The organism is Mycobacterium farcinogenes (assembly GCF_019739075.1).
Taxonomy (GTDB): Bacteria; Actinomycetota; Actinomycetes; order Mycobacteriales; family Mycobacteriaceae; genus Mycobacterium; species Mycobacterium senegalense.
In genome coordinates this window covers 3,747,044-3,764,880 of record NZ_CP081673.1, presented here as the reverse complement: position 1 = coordinate 3,764,880, position 17,837 = coordinate 3,747,044, and the positions used below count along the sequence as shown (strand labels likewise).

Below are 17,837 nucleotides of genomic sequence, written 5' to 3'. Positions count from 1 at the left end.
CGATCAGGCGCGGACGTCATTCCTCGAGTCGCTGTCCGGTCGTCACGTCGAACCGGTGTACTTCGCGCGCCGAGAGCCGCACCGGAGTACCCGGGGTGATGTCGGTCAGCGATGCGGCCTCCACCACGCTGGTGAGCTGCAGGTCGACGGCGCGCACCGTGACGATGGCCCGCGGCCCGAGCAGTTCCACGAGTTCCACCGAGGCGACGGCCTCCCGGGCCTCGCTGCCGGTGTCCGGCGCGAGGATGAGATCGTCGGGGCGCACTCCGATAGTCACCGTCCCGGAGTCCGGACCACCGAGCGCGATGCGTGCGCCGGACAGTGTGCGCAGCTCACCATTGCTGATCGTGCCATCGATCAGATTCATCTTCGGGCTGCCGACAAACGTCGCGACGAAGGTGTCGGCGGGGCGCCGGTAGACCTCCTCAGGCGGGCCGGCTTGGGCGATGCGGCCGTCGCGCATCACCACGATGCGGTCCGACAGCGTCATCGCCTCTTCCTGATCGTGGGTCACGTAGAGCGAGGTGATACCCAGCTTGCGTTGCAGTCGCAGCAGTTCGGTGCGGGTCTCCACCCGCAGCTTGGCATCGAGATTGCTCAAGGGCTCGTCGAACAGGAACACCGCCGGTTCGCGGATGATGGCTCGGCCGATGGCGACCCGCTGCTGCTGCCCGCCGGAGAGGTCCTTCGGTTTGCGGTCGACGAGCTTGCCCAGACCGAGCGACTCGGCGATCTCATCGGCCCGCTGCAACGCCTCGGCCCGCGGTATCCGCTTGGCCCGCAACGGGAATGCGATGTTCTCCCGCACCGTCAGGTGCGGGTAGAGCGCATAGTTCTGGAACACCATCGCGATATCGCGTTCCTTGGGCTCCAGCCCAGTCACGTCGCGGTCACCGATGTGGATGCTGCCCGAGGTGATTTCTTCCAACCCTGCCAGCATCCGCAGTGATGTGGTCTTGCCGCACCCGGACGGACCGACCAGCACGGTCAGCGTGCCGTCGGCCAATTCGAGATCGAGGTCGGAGACCACAGTCATTGTCCCGTAGGACTTTCCGACCTTGGAGAACCTCACCGATGCCATGTCCGAATCCTCGTTTGTCTAGTACTTGACCGCGCCGCCGCTGATCCCCTGGACCAGGCGTCGCTGGATGAAGAAGCTGGCGACCACGACCGGCACGATCGCGATCATGATGGCGGCACTCATGGTGCCTATCTGCACACCGCGGAAGGTGTTGAAGTTCGCGATGGCCACCGGCAGGATCGCCGCATTGCCGGGCGCCAGGATCAGCCCGTAGAACAGGTCATTCCAGGACAGCGTGAACCCGAAGATGCCTGCGGCCCCGATACCCGGATACACCTGCGGCAGCACCACCATCCGGAACGCCTGCCAGCGGGTGAAGCCGTCGACGCGGGCCTGCTCCTCCAGCGATGCGGGCACCGCCTCGAAGAAACCGATCAGGAACCAGGTGACCAGCGGCAGGACGAACGACAGGTGTGCGAAGATCACCGGCGCCAGGGTGTCGGTCAACCGCAGCGCATGCGCCATGGTCAGGAACGGGAACACCATGACCGCAGGCGGAACCACCTGGGCGGCCAGCATGCCGAACCGGGTCAGAGATCCGCCGGCCCGGTACTTGGCGATGACGTAGGCACCCATGCTGCCGACCACCAGGCTGATGGACACCGTGACGACGCCGACCAACGCGCTGCGGCCTGCGGCGGCGAAGACACCTGATTCCAGCACGGCATGCCAATTGGTCAGCGTGGGGGAGAACGCGATCAGGAACGGCTCCGACATCTGTTCGGGCGTCTTGAAACTGGCCAGCGCCACCCAGATGATGGGGAACAGCACGAACAGGAACGCCGCGGTCAGGACGGCGAGGCGCAGCGTCTCCAGCCAGCGGGGGCGACTCATCGGACGGTGTTCCTTTCCGAGTCCCGGCTGCGCTCCATGGTGCGGAATGCCATCACGATGACCACCAGAACCACCACCAGCACGATGAAGGCCATGGCACTGGCCTGCGCCAGTCGGAAGAACTGGATGCCTTCGAGATACATGTAGTACTGCAGGGTTTGGGTCTCGGTGCCCGGGCCGCCTCGAGTGGTGGCATAGACGTATTCGAAGACCCGGAGCGCGTCCAGGCCCCGCAGCAGCACCGCCACGGTGAGTACCGGGGCGAGCATGGGGATCAGTACCCGGCGTAGCCGGTAGACCGGCCCGGCGCCGTCGACCCGGGCGGCCTCCATGGGTTGTTTGGGCATCGATTCCAGGCCGGCCAGGATGAGCAGCACCATGAACGGGGTCCACTGCCAGACATCGATGAAGGCCAGCGTGAACAACGCGCGGCCGGCACCGAAGAAGTCGTAATCGGCTCCTACCGCGTGCAATAGTGCAGGCACCGCACCGATCTGATCGTTGAGCAGGAACCGGAAGATCAGCCCGACCGCGATCGGGGTGATGAACATCGGCGCGAGCACGATGGCGCGGGACAGGTCCTTGGCCCAACGCTGCTGGTGCAGTGCCAGGGCCAGCGCGAACCCGATCACCAACTCCGCGGTCACCGCGATCACCACATAGACCGCGGTGGTGGCGAACGCCTCCCAGAACGCCGAGTTTGTCAGGGCGTTGGTGAAATTCGCTATGCCGACGAAGCCGGGTTGCTTGCGGTCAGTCAGCTTGTAGTTCGTCAGGGACAGGTAGGCCGCGTAGCAGAGCGGGAATCCGACGGCCACAGCGAACAGGGCGAGCAGCGGCATGAGCATGCCGTATTTGAACTTCATCTGGACGCCCCCGTCGTGGTGGCCGCCGGATTCCCCACGGTCACTGCTGGATCCGCTCCGCAGCAGCCTGCGCGTCGCGCAGTGCGTCGGTGACGCTCTTGTTGCCTGCCGCGGCGTCGTTGAGCTCGGTACCGACCGCCTGGATCATCTCCTCACCGCCCTTGCCCTGGGTCAGCGGCGAGGCGTTGGCCAGGATCTGACCGACGGTCTTGTAGTAATCGGCGCCGTATTTGTCGCCGAGCACCTTCGGATTGGACAGTGAGCTCTGCCGGATCACGGCACCGCCATCGGCGACCCGTTGCGCGTCGACCTCGGGCGAGGTCACCCACGACGCGAACGCCCAGGCGGCGTCAGCAGCGCCGGAGTTGGCCGGAATGGCCCAACTCCACAGTCCCAGAGCGGATTTGCCGCCAGGGATCGGTGCCAGGGCGAACTGTCCGGCACGCGGTCCGGACGCCCCCGCCGGATCGTTGAGGGCGGGCAGGTTCCAGTTGTAGGCGACCATCGAGGCCGCTTTGCCGCTGGAGACCGAGCGGAAGGCTTCGTCGAATCCCCAGGCCAGACTGTTGGCCGGGGCCGCGGTGCGGTAGGTGTCGATATAGGCGTTGAGTGCGCGCGCGGCCTGCTCGGTGTTCAGCGTGGGCTTACCGTCGGCACCGTAGATCGACCCGCCGGCGGCGAACAACCAGTTGGCCCATTCTTCGAAGATCTTGTATCCGCGCTGGGGCTGCATCGCGATGCCGGCGCGGTCGGCGGTCTTCAGCTTCTTCGACGTGGCGACCAGGCTGTCGAGATCGTTGGGAACGGGCAGTCCGGCCGACGCGAGATCAGCTGTGTTGTAGATGTAGCCGAGGGCGTAGTTGTAGAAGGGGACGCCATACGTGGTGCCCTCGACATCGGTGATCGCCTTCAGCGAAGGGAAGAAATCGTCGGGCTGATAGCCGGTGGTCGAGGCGATGCGGTCGTTGAGCGGCTCCAGGAACCCGGCAGCGGCGAAATCGTCCATCCACGGGTTGTCGACCACGATCAGGTCGTAGGCCGGCTGGGAGGCCTGGAACGAGGAGACCAGTCGGTCGCGCATCTGGTCGAAGGTCATGGTCTCGATCTGGACCTTGATGCCGGGGTACTTCTGATTGAACTGCCCGACGAGGTTTTTCACGATGTCGGTGTCGGGGACGTTCTCCATCAGCACCCGGACGGTGGCGCTGGTGTCGGTCGGCACGTCACCGATGCCGGATGAGCTCTGCTCACCCGAGCCGCCGCTGCCTGCGCAGCCGGACAGGGTCAGACCGGCGGCGGCGATGATCGCGGGCAACCACCGAAATGTCTTGGCGGAGGCCGGCCGCGCCGCGCGCCGGCTCAACATCGGAATTTTCATAGGTTCTCACTTTCCCTTTTCCGGGTGGGGTGGATCGAGGCGGGCACGGGGGAGGCGGTCGGCTCAATCCATGTAGGCACCGCCGTTGACGGACAGTGCTTCTCCGGTGATGAACCGGGCATCCTCGGAGACCAGGAACGCCACCGCGCGGGCGACGTCGTCGGGGGTCTGCAACCGACCCAGAGGGGTGGCGTCGATCCAGGACTGGCGCACGCCGTCGGGCGTGGAGCCCGTGAGGTGGGCCTCCCACTCGAGTTCTCGGGACTGCATCGGGGTGGCGACGAAGCCGGGGCACACGCTGTTGACCGTGATGCCGTGGGCGGCAAGCTCATAGGCCATCGCCTGAGTGAGTCCGAGGACGCCGAACTTGGAGGCGACGTAATCCGACAGGAACGGCACCCGGCCCTGCTTGGCCGCCATCGACGCGGTGTTGACGATCGTGCCGCGCACGTTGGTGCGGATCATGGCGCGGGCCGCGGCCTGCCCGCACAGGAAGACACCCTTGAGGTTGATGTCGAGGCTGCGATCGAGCTGCTCGGCGGAGACATCGACGAAGCTGGCCATGGCCGAGATGCCGGCGTTGCTCACCCAGGCGTGCAGGCCCGTGCGGTCGGCCACATCGTCGGCGAGCCGGCAGGCGCCTGCCGCGTCGGTGACATCGAGCCGGGCCGCCTCGTGGCCGGTTCCGGCCAACCCGTCGCGGGTCTGTTCGGCAGCGGCCGCATCGATATCGGTGACCACCACCCGCCAGCCGCGCTGGGCCAAGGTGGTCGCGATTGCCCGGCCGATGCCTGATCCGGCACCGGTGACGACGGCGGTCTGGGCGGTAGCGGCCGTGTTGGTGGTGCTGTCGGGGGAGGTCATGACCGGGCCTTTCTGGCGATGCGATGGGAAACGGGGGTGAGCACGTCGCCGAGTTCGCGCCATTGGGCGTACGACTCGGCATAGAGGTCGACGTGCTTCGGATCGGGAATCACGGGTTCACCGACGGTCTGGAACGCCTCGGTGCTGTCCCAGCTGGGAAGGAGGCCGGTGCCCACGGCGGCGATCACCGCGGCACCGAGGGACGCACCCGGATGCCCGATGATCGGGGACAGCGGGGTGCCGAGGACATCGGCCAGGATCTGTTTCCACAGCACCGATCGGCTGCCCCCGTTGGTGACCAGGGCGCGCCGCAGCGGCACTCCCATCGAGGCGAAGACCTCGGTGTGGTGCTTGAAGCCATAGGCGATGGCCTCGAGCACCGAGCGGTACATGTCGGCGCGGGTATGGGCCAGGTCGAGTCCGACGAACGCACCGCGCAGATCAGGATCGTGCAGGGGACTCTTCTCGCCGAGAAAATAAGGCAGACAGAGGATCTCGGCCGGCCGGCGGGAATCGGCCTCGTTGTCGAGTGCGATCAGGTCGATGCCGCCGGACAGGGTTTGGAACCACCGGATCAGGCTGCCGCTGGTGGCCATGCAACCGTTGGGCAGCCAGCGACCCGGCACCGGATGGGCGTCGAGATAGAGCCGGGCATCGATGACCGGGTGGTCGGCGGCGGCCAGGATGTCCCCGGCGCCACCGAGTTTGACCAGCCAATCGCCCTCGGCGTTGATCCCGGCGGCGTAGGCGGACAGCACATGGTCGGCGCCGCCGACGATCAGCGGCAGGCCGACGGGCAGTCCGGTGGCGGCTGCAGCGGCGGCGCTGAGTTCGCCCGCCTGGGCACCGGGAGAGAGCACGGTCGGCACCAGCTCCGCGGCCAGGCCGGCAGCGGCGTACATCGGCTCGAAGCGCTGCCCGTCGACGGTGCCAAGGCCCGATTCGATGGCCCAGTTCAGTTCGACGTGCGGGGAAGCACCGAGGGCCATCAACACCCAGTCGTACGAGCCGACCAGATATGTTGTGGCACACCAGGTTTTGGGCTCTTTTCGGTGCAGCCACAGCGCGGTCGGTCCTACCGACTGCTGAGTGATCGCCGAGCCGGTGGCGCGTAGCACGGCGTCCTCGTCGAGGATATTCTTGAGTTCGGCGATCTCGGCGGTAGCCCGGGCATCGTTCTGCAGCACCGCGCGGCGTAGCGGGGTGCCTGCGCCGTCGACCGGTAGGACTGCCGGGACCATGCCGGTGGTCGACAACGCACAGATCTGTTCGGGAGCCACACCGGACTCCGTCAGCACCGCGCGGATGCCGGCGTGCACGTTGTCCAGCCATTGTGCCGGGTCGGCCTCGGCCTGCCCGGGTGCATCGGAGTACAACCGCGCCTCACCGGTGGCTTGGGCGACGATGCGTGCTCGGCCGACATCGACGAGCACCGTCTTGGTGCCCGTGGTGCCGATGTCGATGCCGATCGTGAACTCCGGCATGCCGTCCCTTCTGTCGGTCCCTGGTGCGTGGCGCGGCCTCGCGGTGGTGGGACCACACTAATGACAATGTTAGATTCTCACAAGAGATGTGGAACAGTCACGAAAACTCACGAGAATCTGTACTATCGCTGTGATTTAGTAACAGATGTTGTTACGAGACACGCCGAACGACGAAGCGGAGAGATGCCCCATGAACAGTTGGCTCGACGACGTATTTGCCGTGCGAAAGCCCGTGATCGCGATGCTGCATCTGGCGGCACTGCCGGGTGATCCGGGGTTCGACTCGGCCGCAGGCATCCGTGCGGTCGTGGACCGGGCCCGCGGTGAACTGGCCGAACTGCAAGAGGGTGGCGTCGACGGGGTGATGATCTCCAACGAGTTCAGCCTGCCTTACCTGACCAAGACCGAGCCGATCACCGCGATCACGATGGCCCGGATCATCGGGGAACTGCTGCCCGACTTCACGGTGCCCTACGGCGTGAACGTGCTGTGGGATGGCCGTGCCTCCATTGACCTGGCCGTGGCGACCGGGGCGCGGTGGGTCCGCGAGATCTTCACCGGGGTGTACGCCAGCGACTTCGGGCTGTGGAACACGAACGTCGGCGAGGTCGCCCGGCACCGGCACCGGATCGGCGGCGACGGGGTCAAGCTGCTGTTCAACATCGTCCCGGAATCGGCCGTCTACCTGGCCGAGCGCGATCTCGCCTCGGTCACCGCCACTACGGTGTTCGCCACCAAGCCCGATGGCATCTGCGTGTCCGGCCTGACCGCGGGCGCTGCCACCGATGCCCAGGCTCTGCAGGTGGTCAAGAACAACGCGGGCGCCGTGCCGGTGTTCGTCAACACCGGGGTTCGCGCCCACAACGCGGCCGATCAGCTGGCGATCGCCGACGGCGCCATCGTCGGTACCTACTTCAAGGAGGACGGGGTGTTCGAGAACCGCGCAGTAGCCTCCCGGGTCGCCGAATTGATGGGCGCCGTCAAGGAGTTCCGCAAAACCCTATGAGCGAACAGCTGCGTCTGCTGGCGGTACGGGCCGCCCAGCACGGGGCCGCGGTGTGCCTGCAGCAGTGGGGGCAATCCGTCGAGGTGGCCACCAAGAGCGCGGCGGGCGATGTGGTGACCGCCGTGGACCGGGCCGCCGAAGAGACGGTGCGCGCGGTGCTGTTGGGCGCCAGGCCCGATGACGGCGTGCTCGGCGAAGAGCTGCCCGAGCACGCCGGTGCCGGGCCGGTGCAGTGGGTTGTCGATCCGCTCGACGGCACCACGAATTACACCCGGCGCATCCCGTTCTTCGGCACCTCGGTGGCGGCTCGCTCGACGCTCGACGGGAGCTGGCTGGCCGGGGCGGTCTGCGCGCCGGCACTTGGCACCACCTGGAGTGCGGCGAAAGGCCTTGGTGCTCAGCTGGACTCGGCAGGGGTTGGGGTACGGCTGCCACTTGAGCTCATGGAAACCTCGGTCCGGTTGGTGGGCACCGGGCTGTCCTACGATCCTGAGCGCCGGCGTAGACAGCTGCGCGAACTCCCCGATGTGGTGACCGATTACACCGATATGCGCCGGTTGGGCGCGGCCGCGGTTGATCTGTGCCTGGTGGCCCAGGGCAGCCTGGATGCCTTCGTCGAGGATGATCTCGCAGTGCACGACTGGGCGGCCGGTGCGCTGATCGCCGAAGAGGCCGGCGCCCAGGTGTCCCGGCCCCAGGGCCGCCACACGGCGATGTCAGCGACCTGGGGTTGACCGTTCGGCGTTGACGCACACCACCGAGACGCCGGCCGAACGCAAGGCCTCCACCGCGGGGTGGGCCGGCAGGCCGTCGGTCACCAGGATCGAGATGGCCGATACGGGTGCGACATTGATCAGCTGCACCCGGCCCAGCTTGGTGGCGTCGGCCGCCACGATCACCCGGTCTGCGGCCCGCATGGCTGCCTGCTTCACGTTGCCCTCTTCGCGGTGATACTCCGAGGCCCCGCGCTTGCCGTCGACTCCGGCGATCCCCATGACGTAGGTGTCGCAGTTGTAGCGCAGATAGAAATCCTCGGCCTCGGCGCCGATCAGGCTCAGCTCACCGGGACGGACCTTGCCGCCGGTCAGCAGGATCGTGGTGTCGGGTTCGTCGGCGAGTTCGACCGCTACCAGCACGCTGGGGGTGATCACCGTGAGCCCGAGGTTGCGCCCCTTGATGGCGCGGGCAACGGCCAGCACCGTGCTGCCGCTGTCCAGGATCACGGTTTCGCTCGGGGTGAGCAGGTCGGCCACTGCCCGGGCGATGTGTAGTTTCTCGTCGGCGGCATCGGCGGCCCGGGCGGCGAACGATGGCTCGGTCGATTTACCGCCGAACGCGATCGCACCGCCGAGGACCCGGCGGGCGATGCCCTGATCCTCCAACCGCTCGATATCGCGGCGAATGGTCATGGCTGAGACGTCGAACTCGTCGGCCAGCGTGGTGAAGTCGACCTCGCGGTCGGCGTTGATCCGCGCGGCGATCGCTGCTCGCCGCGCGTGGGCGTTCAAGCCTGGGGCCATTCCAACAGGGTAGGGCATTGTTGTGAATTAATCACAGCAATCACAGGTTGTGGTGCGAGTGATCGAGGTGTTTGTAACGGGCTAACAGTCAGGCGGTGACGTCGGCGGTCTGATCGCCGCCGGCCGGGACTCGTTCCCGCATCGATGCCCACAACGCCGCGGTGGCCGCGGTGCAGGTGGCCGCACCGGCGACGTGCACGGCGACCAGGGCGGCAGGAACGCCGGTGTAGAACTGCACGATGCCGACGAGGCCCTGAGCGCACACCAGCACCACGAGAACAGCCAGCCGGACCATCACCGGGCGTGCCGCGCGCACTGCGACGAGGGCGAATCCCAGCGCGATGATCAGGGACAGATACGCCACCAGTAGCGAGGAATGCATGTGGACCAGCGTGGTGATCTCGACCTGCAGACGTGGCACCACACGATCGAGGCTCTTGTCGCCGGCGTGCGGTCCGGCACCGGTCACCAGGGTGCCCGTCACCAGCACGGCGGCCAGGGCGACAGCGCTCAGCACAGTCAGCTGCCGCAACGGTTTCGGCACGGTTTCCGTCGGCGCGCCATTGTCGGGTTGGCCGATCTTGACGAACAGCAGAACTGCCAGCCACACCATTGCCATGGATGCCAGCAGGTGCACGGCCACGGTCCACCACAGCAGACCCGTGCGTACCGTGATGCCGCCGATGATGGCCTGGACCACGGTGGACGCCGGCATCAGCCAGGCGTAGATCAACACCTCCCGCCGACGGCGGGCCCGCGTCACGGCCAGCACGGCGGCGATGGCGGTGAGGACGACGAGGAAGGTGATCATCCGGTTGCCGAACTCGACCACCTGGTGCACGACGGCGACCTCGGCGTGCGGGACGGGTGTGAAGCTGCCCGGGAAACACTGCGGCCAGGTGGGGCAGCCCAGGCCGGAGGCGGTGACTCGGACGATCGCCCCGGTTACCGAGATGCCGCCCTGGGTGAGGATCACGAGGAACGCGACCAGGCGCTGGACCCGCAGGCTCGGCATGGGCAGCAGATCGACCAGTCGCTGGAAAGCTGTTCCGACGGGCACGGCCTGATCGTAGTTGATCGATAACTACAGCCCGTAGTAGGGCTGTCGTCGCTCAGGTGAACCGGAACCAGCGCAGCGCGCAGACCGCCGCGACAGCACCCCACACCATGAGTACAGCCACGCCGAACCAGTCCATCGACACCGTCATCGCCTGGGTGAGCGCCTCGGTGAGGGCGCCCGACGGTGTCAGCCGGGCCGCCCAGCGCAGGGCCGACGGCACCGGACCGCCTTCGAGGGTCAGTGCGCCGAGGCCGGCGAACACGAACCAAAGCAGGTTCGCCAGCGCCAGCACGATCTCGGCTTTGAGCGTGCCGCCGAGCAACAGGCCCAACGCGGCGAAGGTGGCGGTACCCAATGCGATGATCACCGCACCCAGCGCCAGCCCGACCGGCGACGGGCGCCATCCCAACGCAAAACCTATGGCGCCCAACAGAATCGCCTGCAGGAAGACGACGGTCACCACCGCCAGGGACTTGCCGGCGATGATTCCCCACACCGGAAGCGCGGTGGCGCCGAGGCGTTTCAGTGCCCCGTAGCGCCGGTCGAAGGCCACCGCGATGGCCTGCCCGGTGAATGCCGTGGAGATCAGGGCCAGGGCCATGATGGCCGGGGTGAAAGTTGCCGCCCGGTTGTCGCCGAACGAGCCCAGCGGCAGCAGCGTCATCCCGACGAGCAACGTGATCGGGATGAACATCGTCAGCAGGAGCTGTTCGCCGTTGCGCAGCAGCAGCTTCAATTCCAGCCCGAATTGGGCGGCCAGCATGGCCGGCACCTTCGCCGGGCGGGGGTCCGGGGCAAAGGTTCCCGGCGCGAATCGATTCTGGATGCTCGTCATGACCGCAGCTCCCGTCCTGTCAGGTCGAGGAATACGTCTTCGAGGCTGCGCTGTTCAACTCGCATGCCGGTGGCCAGCACATCGAGCCGTGCGCACCAGGCGGTCACGGTGGCCAGCACCTGTGGATCGATGTGTCCTTCCACGAGGTACTCGCCGGGCGCGGTCTCGGTGGCCTTGTAGCCCTCGGGCAGCGCGGCCGACAGCAGGGTCAGGTCCAGTTTGCGCGGGGCGCTGAACCGCAACTGATTCTCGGCGCCGCTGTGGGTCAGCTCCGCCGGGGTACCGGTAGCGACGGCCACTCCGTGGTCGATGATCACGATCCGATCGGCGAGTTCTTCGGCCTCGGCGAGGTGATGAGTGGTCAGCACCACGGTCACGCCGTCTCGCCGCAGCGCATCGATCAACTCCCACACCACAATTCGGGCGTGTGCGTCCATTCCCGCGGTGGGTTCGTCGAGAAAGACCAGTTCGGGTCGCCCTACCACGGCGCAAGCCAGGGCCAGGCGCTGCTGCTGGCCGCCCGACAGCCGGCGGTAGGTGGTGCGGGCGGATTCGGTCAGGCCGAGGGTATCCATCAGCCAGGCCGGGTCCAGGGGATCGGCGGCGTAGGACGCCACCAGATTGAGCATCTCGCCGGCCTTGGCGGCGGGGTAACCGCCGCCACCCTGCAGCATCACGCCGATCCGCTCCCGCAGCTGGGCGTTGTCGGCGACGGGATCGAGGCCGAGGATCTCGACCTGCCCGCCGTCGGGGCGGATGAACCCCTCGCACATTTCGACCGTGGTGGTCTTGCCCGCGCCGTTGGGGCCGAGCAGGGCCAGCACCTCGGCGCGCTGCACCTCCAGATCGAGGTTCGACACCGCCGTCGTCGCCCCGTATCGCTTGCTGACGCCGCGGAGCAGCACCGGATAATCAGAACGCGAGGTCACGGGGATTCAGCGTAGGCGCCGGGGGTCTGAGTAGGTGCCGCCGGTGCGGTTATCTCCTTCTGAGGTGACACGCGCCACGGCAATCGGCGCCACGTCAACCCGATCAAGATGAGCACGATCACGGTGCTGGCCAGGGTTGCCATCACGATCTGGAACAACGTGAACCGGTCTCCGTTGGCGGTGGGGCCGAAGATGCCGACGACCAGGGTGATCGCGATCGTGGATCCGCGGAATCCCGGCCGGGTGGCCCACGCGGCCAACGGGATCACCGCCCACAGCAGGTACCACGGCTGCACCACGGGGAACAGCAGAATCGTGCCGCCGAGTGCCACGCCGAGGCCGCCGACGGGGTGCAGTCGGCCGCGCATCACGGCCAGCAGCAGCCAGCTGACCAGGATTGCGATCAGAAAGACGCCGATGGCGCGGGTCAGTGCCAGCACCGCGGTGGTGTGGTCACCGAGCCCCAGCAGGATGCCGACCTGACCAGTACCCAGGGCCAGCAGTGTCGGGGGTGACATCCAGCTGCGGACCACGTTGGCGGTGCCGAGCGTGCCCAGCCAGCCGAATCCCAGGCCACTGGCCCAGCCGATCACGGCCATCACCACCAGCGACACCACGCCGAGGGGGACGCTCGCCACGAAGAACGCTTTGATGGAGCCGCCCAAGCGCCAGGCCAGCGCCATCGCGACAAAGCCGAGCGCGAGCAGCGACGGCAGCTTGACCTGCGAGGACAGCGTGATGAGCACGGTGCCGAACAGCAGCATTCCCGCGGGGTACCAGTGTTGCCAGTCTTCGCGTGAGCGCGGCCAGGTCAGCGGCCGCGGGACCAGCGGAGCCGCGGCGTCGATGCCGCGCAGCGCGAACTCCGTACCGGCCAGCATCAAGCCCAGCATCAGTGCTTCGTTGTGGATTCCGGCCACCAGGTGCATGAACAGCAGCGGGTTGCAGGCGCCCAGCCACAGCGCGCTGACCTCGGCGACTCCGCAGCGCCGCGCCAGTCGCGGGGTGGCCCAGACGATGAGGCCGACACCGAGAAGCACCACGATGCGGTGGCACAGCACGGCCGCGACAATGTTCTCGCCGGTCAGTGCGGAGATACTCTCGCCGATCCACAGGAACAGCGGCCCGTACGGTGCCGGGGTCTCGCGCCACAGGCTGGGCACCGACAAGGTGAACACGTGATCCAGGCCGAGGCCGGTGGCCGGACCCACCTGGTAGGGGTTGAGCCCGATGTACCCGATCTCGCTCTGGGCCAGGTAGGAGTAGACGTCCTTGCTGTACATCGGCGGCGCCACCAGCAGCGGAACGGCCCACAACAACAGCGTGCGGTCCAGTTGGCTGCGCGACATCCGGCGCGGCCCGAGGGCGAACCGCCCGAGCATGAGCCAGGCCAGCGCCATCATCACCGCGCCGGTCGTGGTCATCGTCAGCGACACGGTCTGGATGCGGGAGGGCAGGTTGAGCAGCCGAACCCCAAAGGTCGGGTCCTGCACGACGGGCCGGGCGCCGGCACCGAGGGCGCCGATGGCCATCAGTACGGTTCCGGTGGCACCGAACAGCCGGGTCCGGCGCAGCGCGACGACCTCGGCGGGGTTGAGCGGGGATCCGACGGTTCGTTCGTCGCCGTGCCACCGGGCGATCGATGAGCTGAAGGTCGACAGGCGGCTTGCCATCAGGGCAGCCTAACCGGCGACGGAAGCGCCCTTCGCCACGCAACGGTGGCCCAGGTCACGTAAGGGTGCCCTTGCTAGAACCGCGCGCGGAATTCCGTCACAATGGTGTTGTGAAAATGCATCGGACGGCTGCGGGCTCTGCTTCGAGCCCAGCTTCGGTGGCTACGCCGAAGCCGGTCACCGATGTCGTGCCGGCTCCTGACGGGCACACTCGGCGCGCGATCATCCATCTGCTGCTCGAGGGTCCCATCACGGCCGGGCAGATCGGCGAGCGGCTCGGTATTTCGGCCGCCGGCGTGCGTCGTCATCTCGATGCCCTCATCGAAGCCGGTGATGCTCAGGCCAGTGCTGCCGCCGCTTGGCAGCACAACGGCCGGGGCCGGCCGGCCAAGCGCTACCGGCTCACGGCGGCGGGGCGGGCCAAGCTCGGCCACACCTACGATGACCTCGCGGTCGCCGCGATCAGGCAACTGCGCGAGATCGGCGGCAAGGAGGCCGTGCGGACTTTCGCGCGGCGCCGGATGGACACGATTCTGGCCGGGGTCACCGAGGGTTCGGGCAGCGTCGCCGACACCGCCGAGCGGGTCGCCGACGCACTGACCCGGGCCGGTTACGCCACCACCACGACACCGGTGGACGGGCCGATTCACGGGGTGCAGATCTGTCAGCACCACTGTCCGGTGTCGCACGTCGCCGAGGAATTCCCGGAGTTGTGCGAGACGGAGAGTGAAGCGTTCGCCGAGATCCTGGGCACCCACGTCCAGCGCCTGGCCACCATCGTCAACGGTGACTGCGCCTGCACCACTCACGTTCCACTCGATGCGGACGGCCCAGCCCGGACGCCCGCACTGACAAGCCAAACGACAGCAAGCAAGCAAGGAGCGGCGAAATGACCATCACGCCCGAAACGCCATTGACCCAGGAAGAGACCATCGCGTCGCTGGGCAACTACGGCTACGGCTGGTCGGACTCGGACGTCGCGGGCGCCAGTGCGCAGCGCGGCCTGTCCGAAGCCGTCGTGCGTGACATCTCGGCCAAGAAGAACGAGCCGGAATGGATGCTGGAATCCCGGCTCAAGGCGCTGCGCACCTTCGAGAAGAAGCCCATGCCGAACTGGGGCTCCAACCTCGAAGGCATCGACTTCGACAACATCAAGTACTTCGTGCGGTCCACCGAGAAGCAAGCGGCCTCCTGGGAGGAGCTGCCCGAGGACATCCGCAATACCTATGACCGCCTCGGCATTCCGGAGGCCGAAAAGCAGCGTCTGGTGGCCGGTGTCGCGGCTCAGTACGAGTCCGAGGTGGTCTACCACCAGATCCGCGAGGACCTTGAGGCTCAGGGCGTCATCTTCCTGGACACCGACTCGGGCTTGCGCGAGCACCCGGAGATCTTCAAGCAGTACTTCGGCACGGTGATCCCGGCTGGGGACAACAAGTTCTCGGCGCTGAACACCGCGGTGTGGTCGGGTGGCTCGTTCATCTACGTGCCGCCGGGCGTGCACGTCGACATTCCGCTGCAGGCCTACTTCCGGATCAACACCGAGAACATGGGCCAGTTCGAGCGGACGCTGATCATCGCCGACGAGGGCTCCTACGTGCACTACGTCGAGGGTTGTACCGCGCCGATCTACAAGTCGGATTCTCTGCACTCCGCCGTGGTCGAGATCGTCGTGAAGCCCGGTGCCCGGGTGCGTTACACCACGATCCAGAACTGGTCGAACAACGTCTTCAACCTGGTCACCAAGCGTGCCCGCGCCGAGGCCGGCGCCACGATGGAATGGATCGACGGCAACATCGGCTCCAAGGTCACCATGAAGTACCCGGCTGTCTGGATGACCGGTGAGCACGCCAAGGGCGAGGTGCTCTCGGTGGCGTTCGCCGGTGAGGGGCAGCACCAGGACACCGGTGCCAAGATGCTGCACCTGGCGCCGAACACGTCGAGCAACATCGTGTCCAAGTCGGTGGCCCGGGCCGGCGGCCGGGCGTCCTACCGCGGCCTCGTTCAGGTCAACAAGGGTGCGCACGGCAGCCGCTCAAGCGTGAAATGCGATGCGCTGCTGGTCGATACGATCAGCCGCTCGGATACGTACCCGTACGTCGACATCCGCGAGGACGACGTCACGATGGGTCACGAGGCCACGGTGTCCAAGGTCAGCGAGGATCAGCTGTTCTACCTGATGAGCCGCGGCCTGACGGAGGACGAGGCGATGGCGATGGTGGTGCGCGGCTTCGTCGAGCCCATCGCCAAGGAACTGCCAATGGAATACGCGCTCGAGCTCAACCGGTTGATCGAGCTGCAGATGGAAGGCGCGGTCGGCTAAGTGAGTTCCAATCTGACTGGAGCGGCCGAAACGGCTGCCGCCAACTCCGGCTCGACGTTGGCCGCCGCCAACAAAGGCGAGCTGTTCGCATCGTTCGACGTCAACGCCTTCGAGGTGCCCGGCGGCCGCGACGAGCTGTGGCGGTTCACCCCGCTGAAACGGCTCCGCGGCCTGCACGACGGCTCCGCCGTTGCCAACGGCAAAGCCGGCATCACGGTGACCGAGCGTCCCGGCGTGACCGTGGAGACCGTCGGCCGTGACGACAAGCGGCTCGGCGAGGCCGGGACGCCCACCGATCGTGTTGCCGCCCAGGCCTATTCGTCGTTCGAGGCCGCGACGGTCGTGACGGTCAAGCGTGACACCGAAGTCGCCGAGCCCATCGAGATCGTGGTGGAAGGCCCCGGTGTCGACACCGTGGGCTACGGCCACCTGCAGATCCGGGTCGAGGAACTGTCGCGGGCCATCGTGGTGGTCGACCTGCGCGGCAGCGGAACCTATGCCGACAACGTCGAGATCATCGTCGGCGATTCGGCCGGCCTCGGCGTCATTTGGATCGCCGACTGGGCCGACGACATGGTGCATGTCAGCGCGCACCACGCCAAGCTCGGCAAGGACGCGGTACTCGGACACGTCAACGTCACCCTCGGTGGCGATGTCGTGCGCACCTCGGCCACCGTGCGATTCACCGGGCCCGGCGGTGACGCCAAGATGCTCGGCACCTACTTCGCCGACGACGGTCAGTTCTTCGAGTCTCGGTTGCTGGTCGATCATGCTCAGCCGCACTGTAAGTCCGACGTGCTCTACAAGGGCGCGCTGCAGGGCGATCCGGATTCCAAGAAGCCCGATGCGCACACGGTGTGGATCGGCGACGTGTTGATCCGGGCCGAGGCCACCGGCACCGACACCTTCGAGGTGAACCGCAACCTGGTGCTCACCGACGGTGCGCGCGCCGACTCGGTACCCAACCTCGAAATCGAGACCGGCGAGATCGTCGGAGCCGGGCACGCCAGTGCCACTGGGCGTTTCGACGACGAGCAGTTGTTCTACCTGCGCGCCCGCGGCATTCCCGAGGACCAGGCGCGGCGCCTGGTCGTGCGCGGATTCTTCAACGAGATCATCGCCAAGATCGCTGTCCCCGAGGTGCGTGAGCGTCTGACCGCCGCGATCGAAAAAGAACTTGCCATCACCGAATCGAAAGCATCGCACTCATGACCACTCTGGAAATCAAGGACCTGCACGTCTCGGTCAACGCCGCCGAAGGCGCCGAGAACACCGAGATCCCGATTTTGAAGGGTGTCGACCTCACCGTGAAGTCGGGGGAGACCCACGCGGTCATGGGCCCCAACGGCTCCGGCAAGTCGACCCTGTCCTACGCGATCGCCGGTCACCCCAAGTACACGGTGACCTCCGGGTCGATCACCCTCGACGGGCAGGACGTCCTCGAGATGAGCATCGACGAGCGGGCGCGCGCGGGTCTGTTCCTGGCCATGCAGTACCCCGTCGAGGTGCCCGGGGTGTCGATGTCGAACTTCCTGCGTACCGCGGCCACCGCGGTGCGTGGTGAGGCGCCGAAGCTGCGGCACTGGGTCAAGGAAGTCAAGGCCGCCATGGACGAGCTGGAGATCGATCCGGCGTTCGGCGAGCGCAGTGTCAACGAGGGCTTCTCCGGCGGCGAGAAGAAGCGCCACGAGATCCTGCAGCTGGGGCTGCTCAAGCCGAAGATCGCCATCCTCGACGAGACCGACTCGGGGCTGGACGTCGATGCGCTGCGCATCGTCAGCGAGGGTGTCAACCGCTACGCCGAGGCCGAGCACGGCGGCATCCTGCTGATCACCCACTACACCCGCATCCTGCGTTACATCCGCCCGCAGTTCGTGCACGTGTTCGTCGGCGGACGCATCGTGGAATCGGGCGGGCCGGAACTCGCCGACGAGCTCGAAGAGAACGGATACGTGCGCTTCACGCAGGCGGTCGGAGCCTGAGATAG

Annotated in this window: 17 protein-coding genes; 6 read left to right on the top strand and 11 right to left on the bottom strand. The window is 66.9% G+C overall.

Annotated features, from left to right (window positions below; translation table 11 throughout):
* Positions 1-16 precede the first annotated feature (16 nt).
* The 6 genes from K6L26_RS17900 to K6L26_RS17875 all read right to left on the bottom strand — a co-directional run bounded on the left by K6L26_RS17900 (position 17) and on the right by K6L26_RS17875 (position 6,507).
* Positions 17-1,081 carry an ABC transporter ATP-binding protein gene (locus K6L26_RS17900; protein ID WP_221851008.1) on the bottom strand — a complete coding sequence of 355 codons (1,065 nt, stop codon included), beginning with the start codon at positions 1,079-1,081 and terminating at the stop codon, positions 17-19.
* An 18-nt stretch (positions 1,082-1,099) separates the two neighbouring features.
* Entirely contained in the window at positions 1,100-1,915 is an 816-nt protein-coding gene (locus tag K6L26_RS17895; protein WP_036444397.1) for a carbohydrate ABC transporter permease, read from the bottom strand.
* Positions 1,912-2,781: a carbohydrate ABC transporter permease gene (locus K6L26_RS17890; RefSeq protein WP_221851007.1), complete on the bottom strand. Its 870-nt coding sequence runs from the start codon at positions 2,779-2,781 to the stop codon at positions 1,912-1,914. The genes K6L26_RS17895 and K6L26_RS17890 overlap by 4 nt, the downstream gene beginning before the upstream one ends.
* Before the next feature lie 40 nt (positions 2,782-2,821).
* Positions 2,822-4,159: an ABC transporter substrate-binding protein gene (locus K6L26_RS17885; RefSeq protein ID WP_221851005.1), complete on the bottom strand. Its 1,338-nt coding sequence runs from the start codon at positions 4,157-4,159 to the stop codon at positions 2,822-2,824.
* 63 nt (positions 4,160-4,222) lie between these two features.
* The gene (locus tag K6L26_RS17880) at positions 4,223-5,023 is read right to left on the bottom strand and encodes an SDR family NAD(P)-dependent oxidoreductase (RefSeq protein ID WP_221851003.1); all 801 of its coding nucleotides are present in this window, start codon (positions 5,021-5,023) and stop codon (positions 4,223-4,225) included.
* Entirely contained in the window at positions 5,020-6,507 is a 1,488-nt protein-coding gene (locus K6L26_RS17875) for an FGGY-family carbohydrate kinase (RefSeq protein WP_221851002.1), read from the bottom strand. Before K6L26_RS17875 ends, K6L26_RS17880 begins: the two co-directional genes overlap by 4 nt.
* Before the next feature lie 190 nt (positions 6,508-6,697).
* Between K6L26_RS17875 and K6L26_RS17870 the strand changes: the two genes are divergently transcribed.
* Both K6L26_RS17870 and K6L26_RS17865 read left to right on the top strand, forming a co-directional pair.
* On the top strand, positions 6,698-7,513 hold the full coding sequence (locus K6L26_RS17870) for a BtpA/SgcQ family protein (protein ID WP_036444390.1): 816 nt from the start codon (positions 6,698-6,700) through the stop codon (positions 7,511-7,513).
* Complete coding sequence (locus tag K6L26_RS17865; RefSeq protein WP_221851000.1) at positions 7,510-8,247, top strand: inositol monophosphatase family protein; 738 nt, start codon at positions 7,510-7,512, stop codon at positions 8,245-8,247. Before K6L26_RS17870 ends, K6L26_RS17865 begins: the two co-directional genes overlap by 4 nt.
* Here K6L26_RS17865 and K6L26_RS17860 read toward each other — a convergent pair.
* From K6L26_RS17860 to mptB, 5 genes are all read right to left on the bottom strand, one after another.
* The gene (locus K6L26_RS17860) at positions 8,230-9,033 is read right to left on the bottom strand and encodes a DeoR/GlpR family DNA-binding transcription regulator (protein ID WP_162563914.1); all 804 of its coding nucleotides are present in this window, start codon (positions 9,031-9,033) and stop codon (positions 8,230-8,232) included. The genes K6L26_RS17865 and K6L26_RS17860 overlap by 18 nt on opposite strands.
* Positions 9,034-9,121: 88 nt before the next feature.
* A complete protein-coding gene (locus K6L26_RS17855; protein WP_221850999.1) occupies positions 9,122-10,093 on the bottom strand; it encodes a COX15/CtaA family protein in 972 nt (323 codons plus the stop codon).
* A 52-nt stretch (positions 10,094-10,145) separates the two neighbouring features.
* Positions 10,146-10,928, bottom strand: coding sequence for an ABC transporter permease (locus K6L26_RS17850; RefSeq protein WP_019344700.1), 783 nt, complete (start codon positions 10,926-10,928; stop codon positions 10,146-10,148).
* Positions 10,925-11,857 (bottom strand): ABC transporter ATP-binding protein, encoded by a 933-nt coding sequence (locus K6L26_RS17845; protein WP_036387631.1) that lies wholly within the window; start codon positions 11,855-11,857, stop codon positions 10,925-10,927. The genes K6L26_RS17850 and K6L26_RS17845 overlap by 4 nt, the downstream gene beginning before the upstream one ends.
* Complete coding sequence (gene mptB / locus K6L26_RS17840) at positions 11,854-13,530, bottom strand: polyprenol phosphomannose-dependent alpha 1,6 mannosyltransferase MptB (protein WP_221850997.1); 1,677 nt, start codon at positions 13,528-13,530, stop codon at positions 11,854-11,856. Before mptB ends, K6L26_RS17845 begins: the two co-directional genes overlap by 4 nt.
* Before the next feature lie 116 nt (positions 13,531-13,646).
* Here mptB and K6L26_RS17835 point away from each other — a divergent pair, with 116 nt between their 5' ends.
* From K6L26_RS17835 to sufC, 4 genes are read left to right on the top strand one after another with little or no spacing between them, the layout of a single operon-like run.
* Positions 13,647-14,423 (top strand): helix-turn-helix transcriptional regulator, encoded by a 777-nt coding sequence (locus tag K6L26_RS17835; protein ID WP_221853420.1) that lies wholly within the window; start codon positions 13,647-13,649, stop codon positions 14,421-14,423.
* Positions 14,420-15,850, top strand: a complete 1,431-nt coding sequence (gene sufB / locus K6L26_RS17830) for a Fe-S cluster assembly protein SufB (protein ID WP_019344304.1) — start codon at positions 14,420-14,422, stop codon at positions 15,848-15,850. Before K6L26_RS17835 ends, sufB begins: the two co-directional genes overlap by 4 nt.
* Positions 15,851-17,062, top strand: coding sequence for a Fe-S cluster assembly protein SufD (sufD, locus tag K6L26_RS17825; protein WP_221850995.1), 1,212 nt, complete (start codon positions 15,851-15,853; stop codon positions 17,060-17,062).
* Positions 17,059-17,832 carry a Fe-S cluster assembly ATPase SufC gene (gene sufC / locus K6L26_RS17820; RefSeq protein ID WP_019344306.1) on the top strand — a complete coding sequence of 258 codons (774 nt, stop codon included), beginning with the start codon at positions 17,059-17,061 and terminating at the stop codon, positions 17,830-17,832. Before sufD ends, sufC begins: the two co-directional genes overlap by 4 nt.
* The last annotated feature ends 5 nt before the right edge of the window (positions 17,833-17,837 follow it).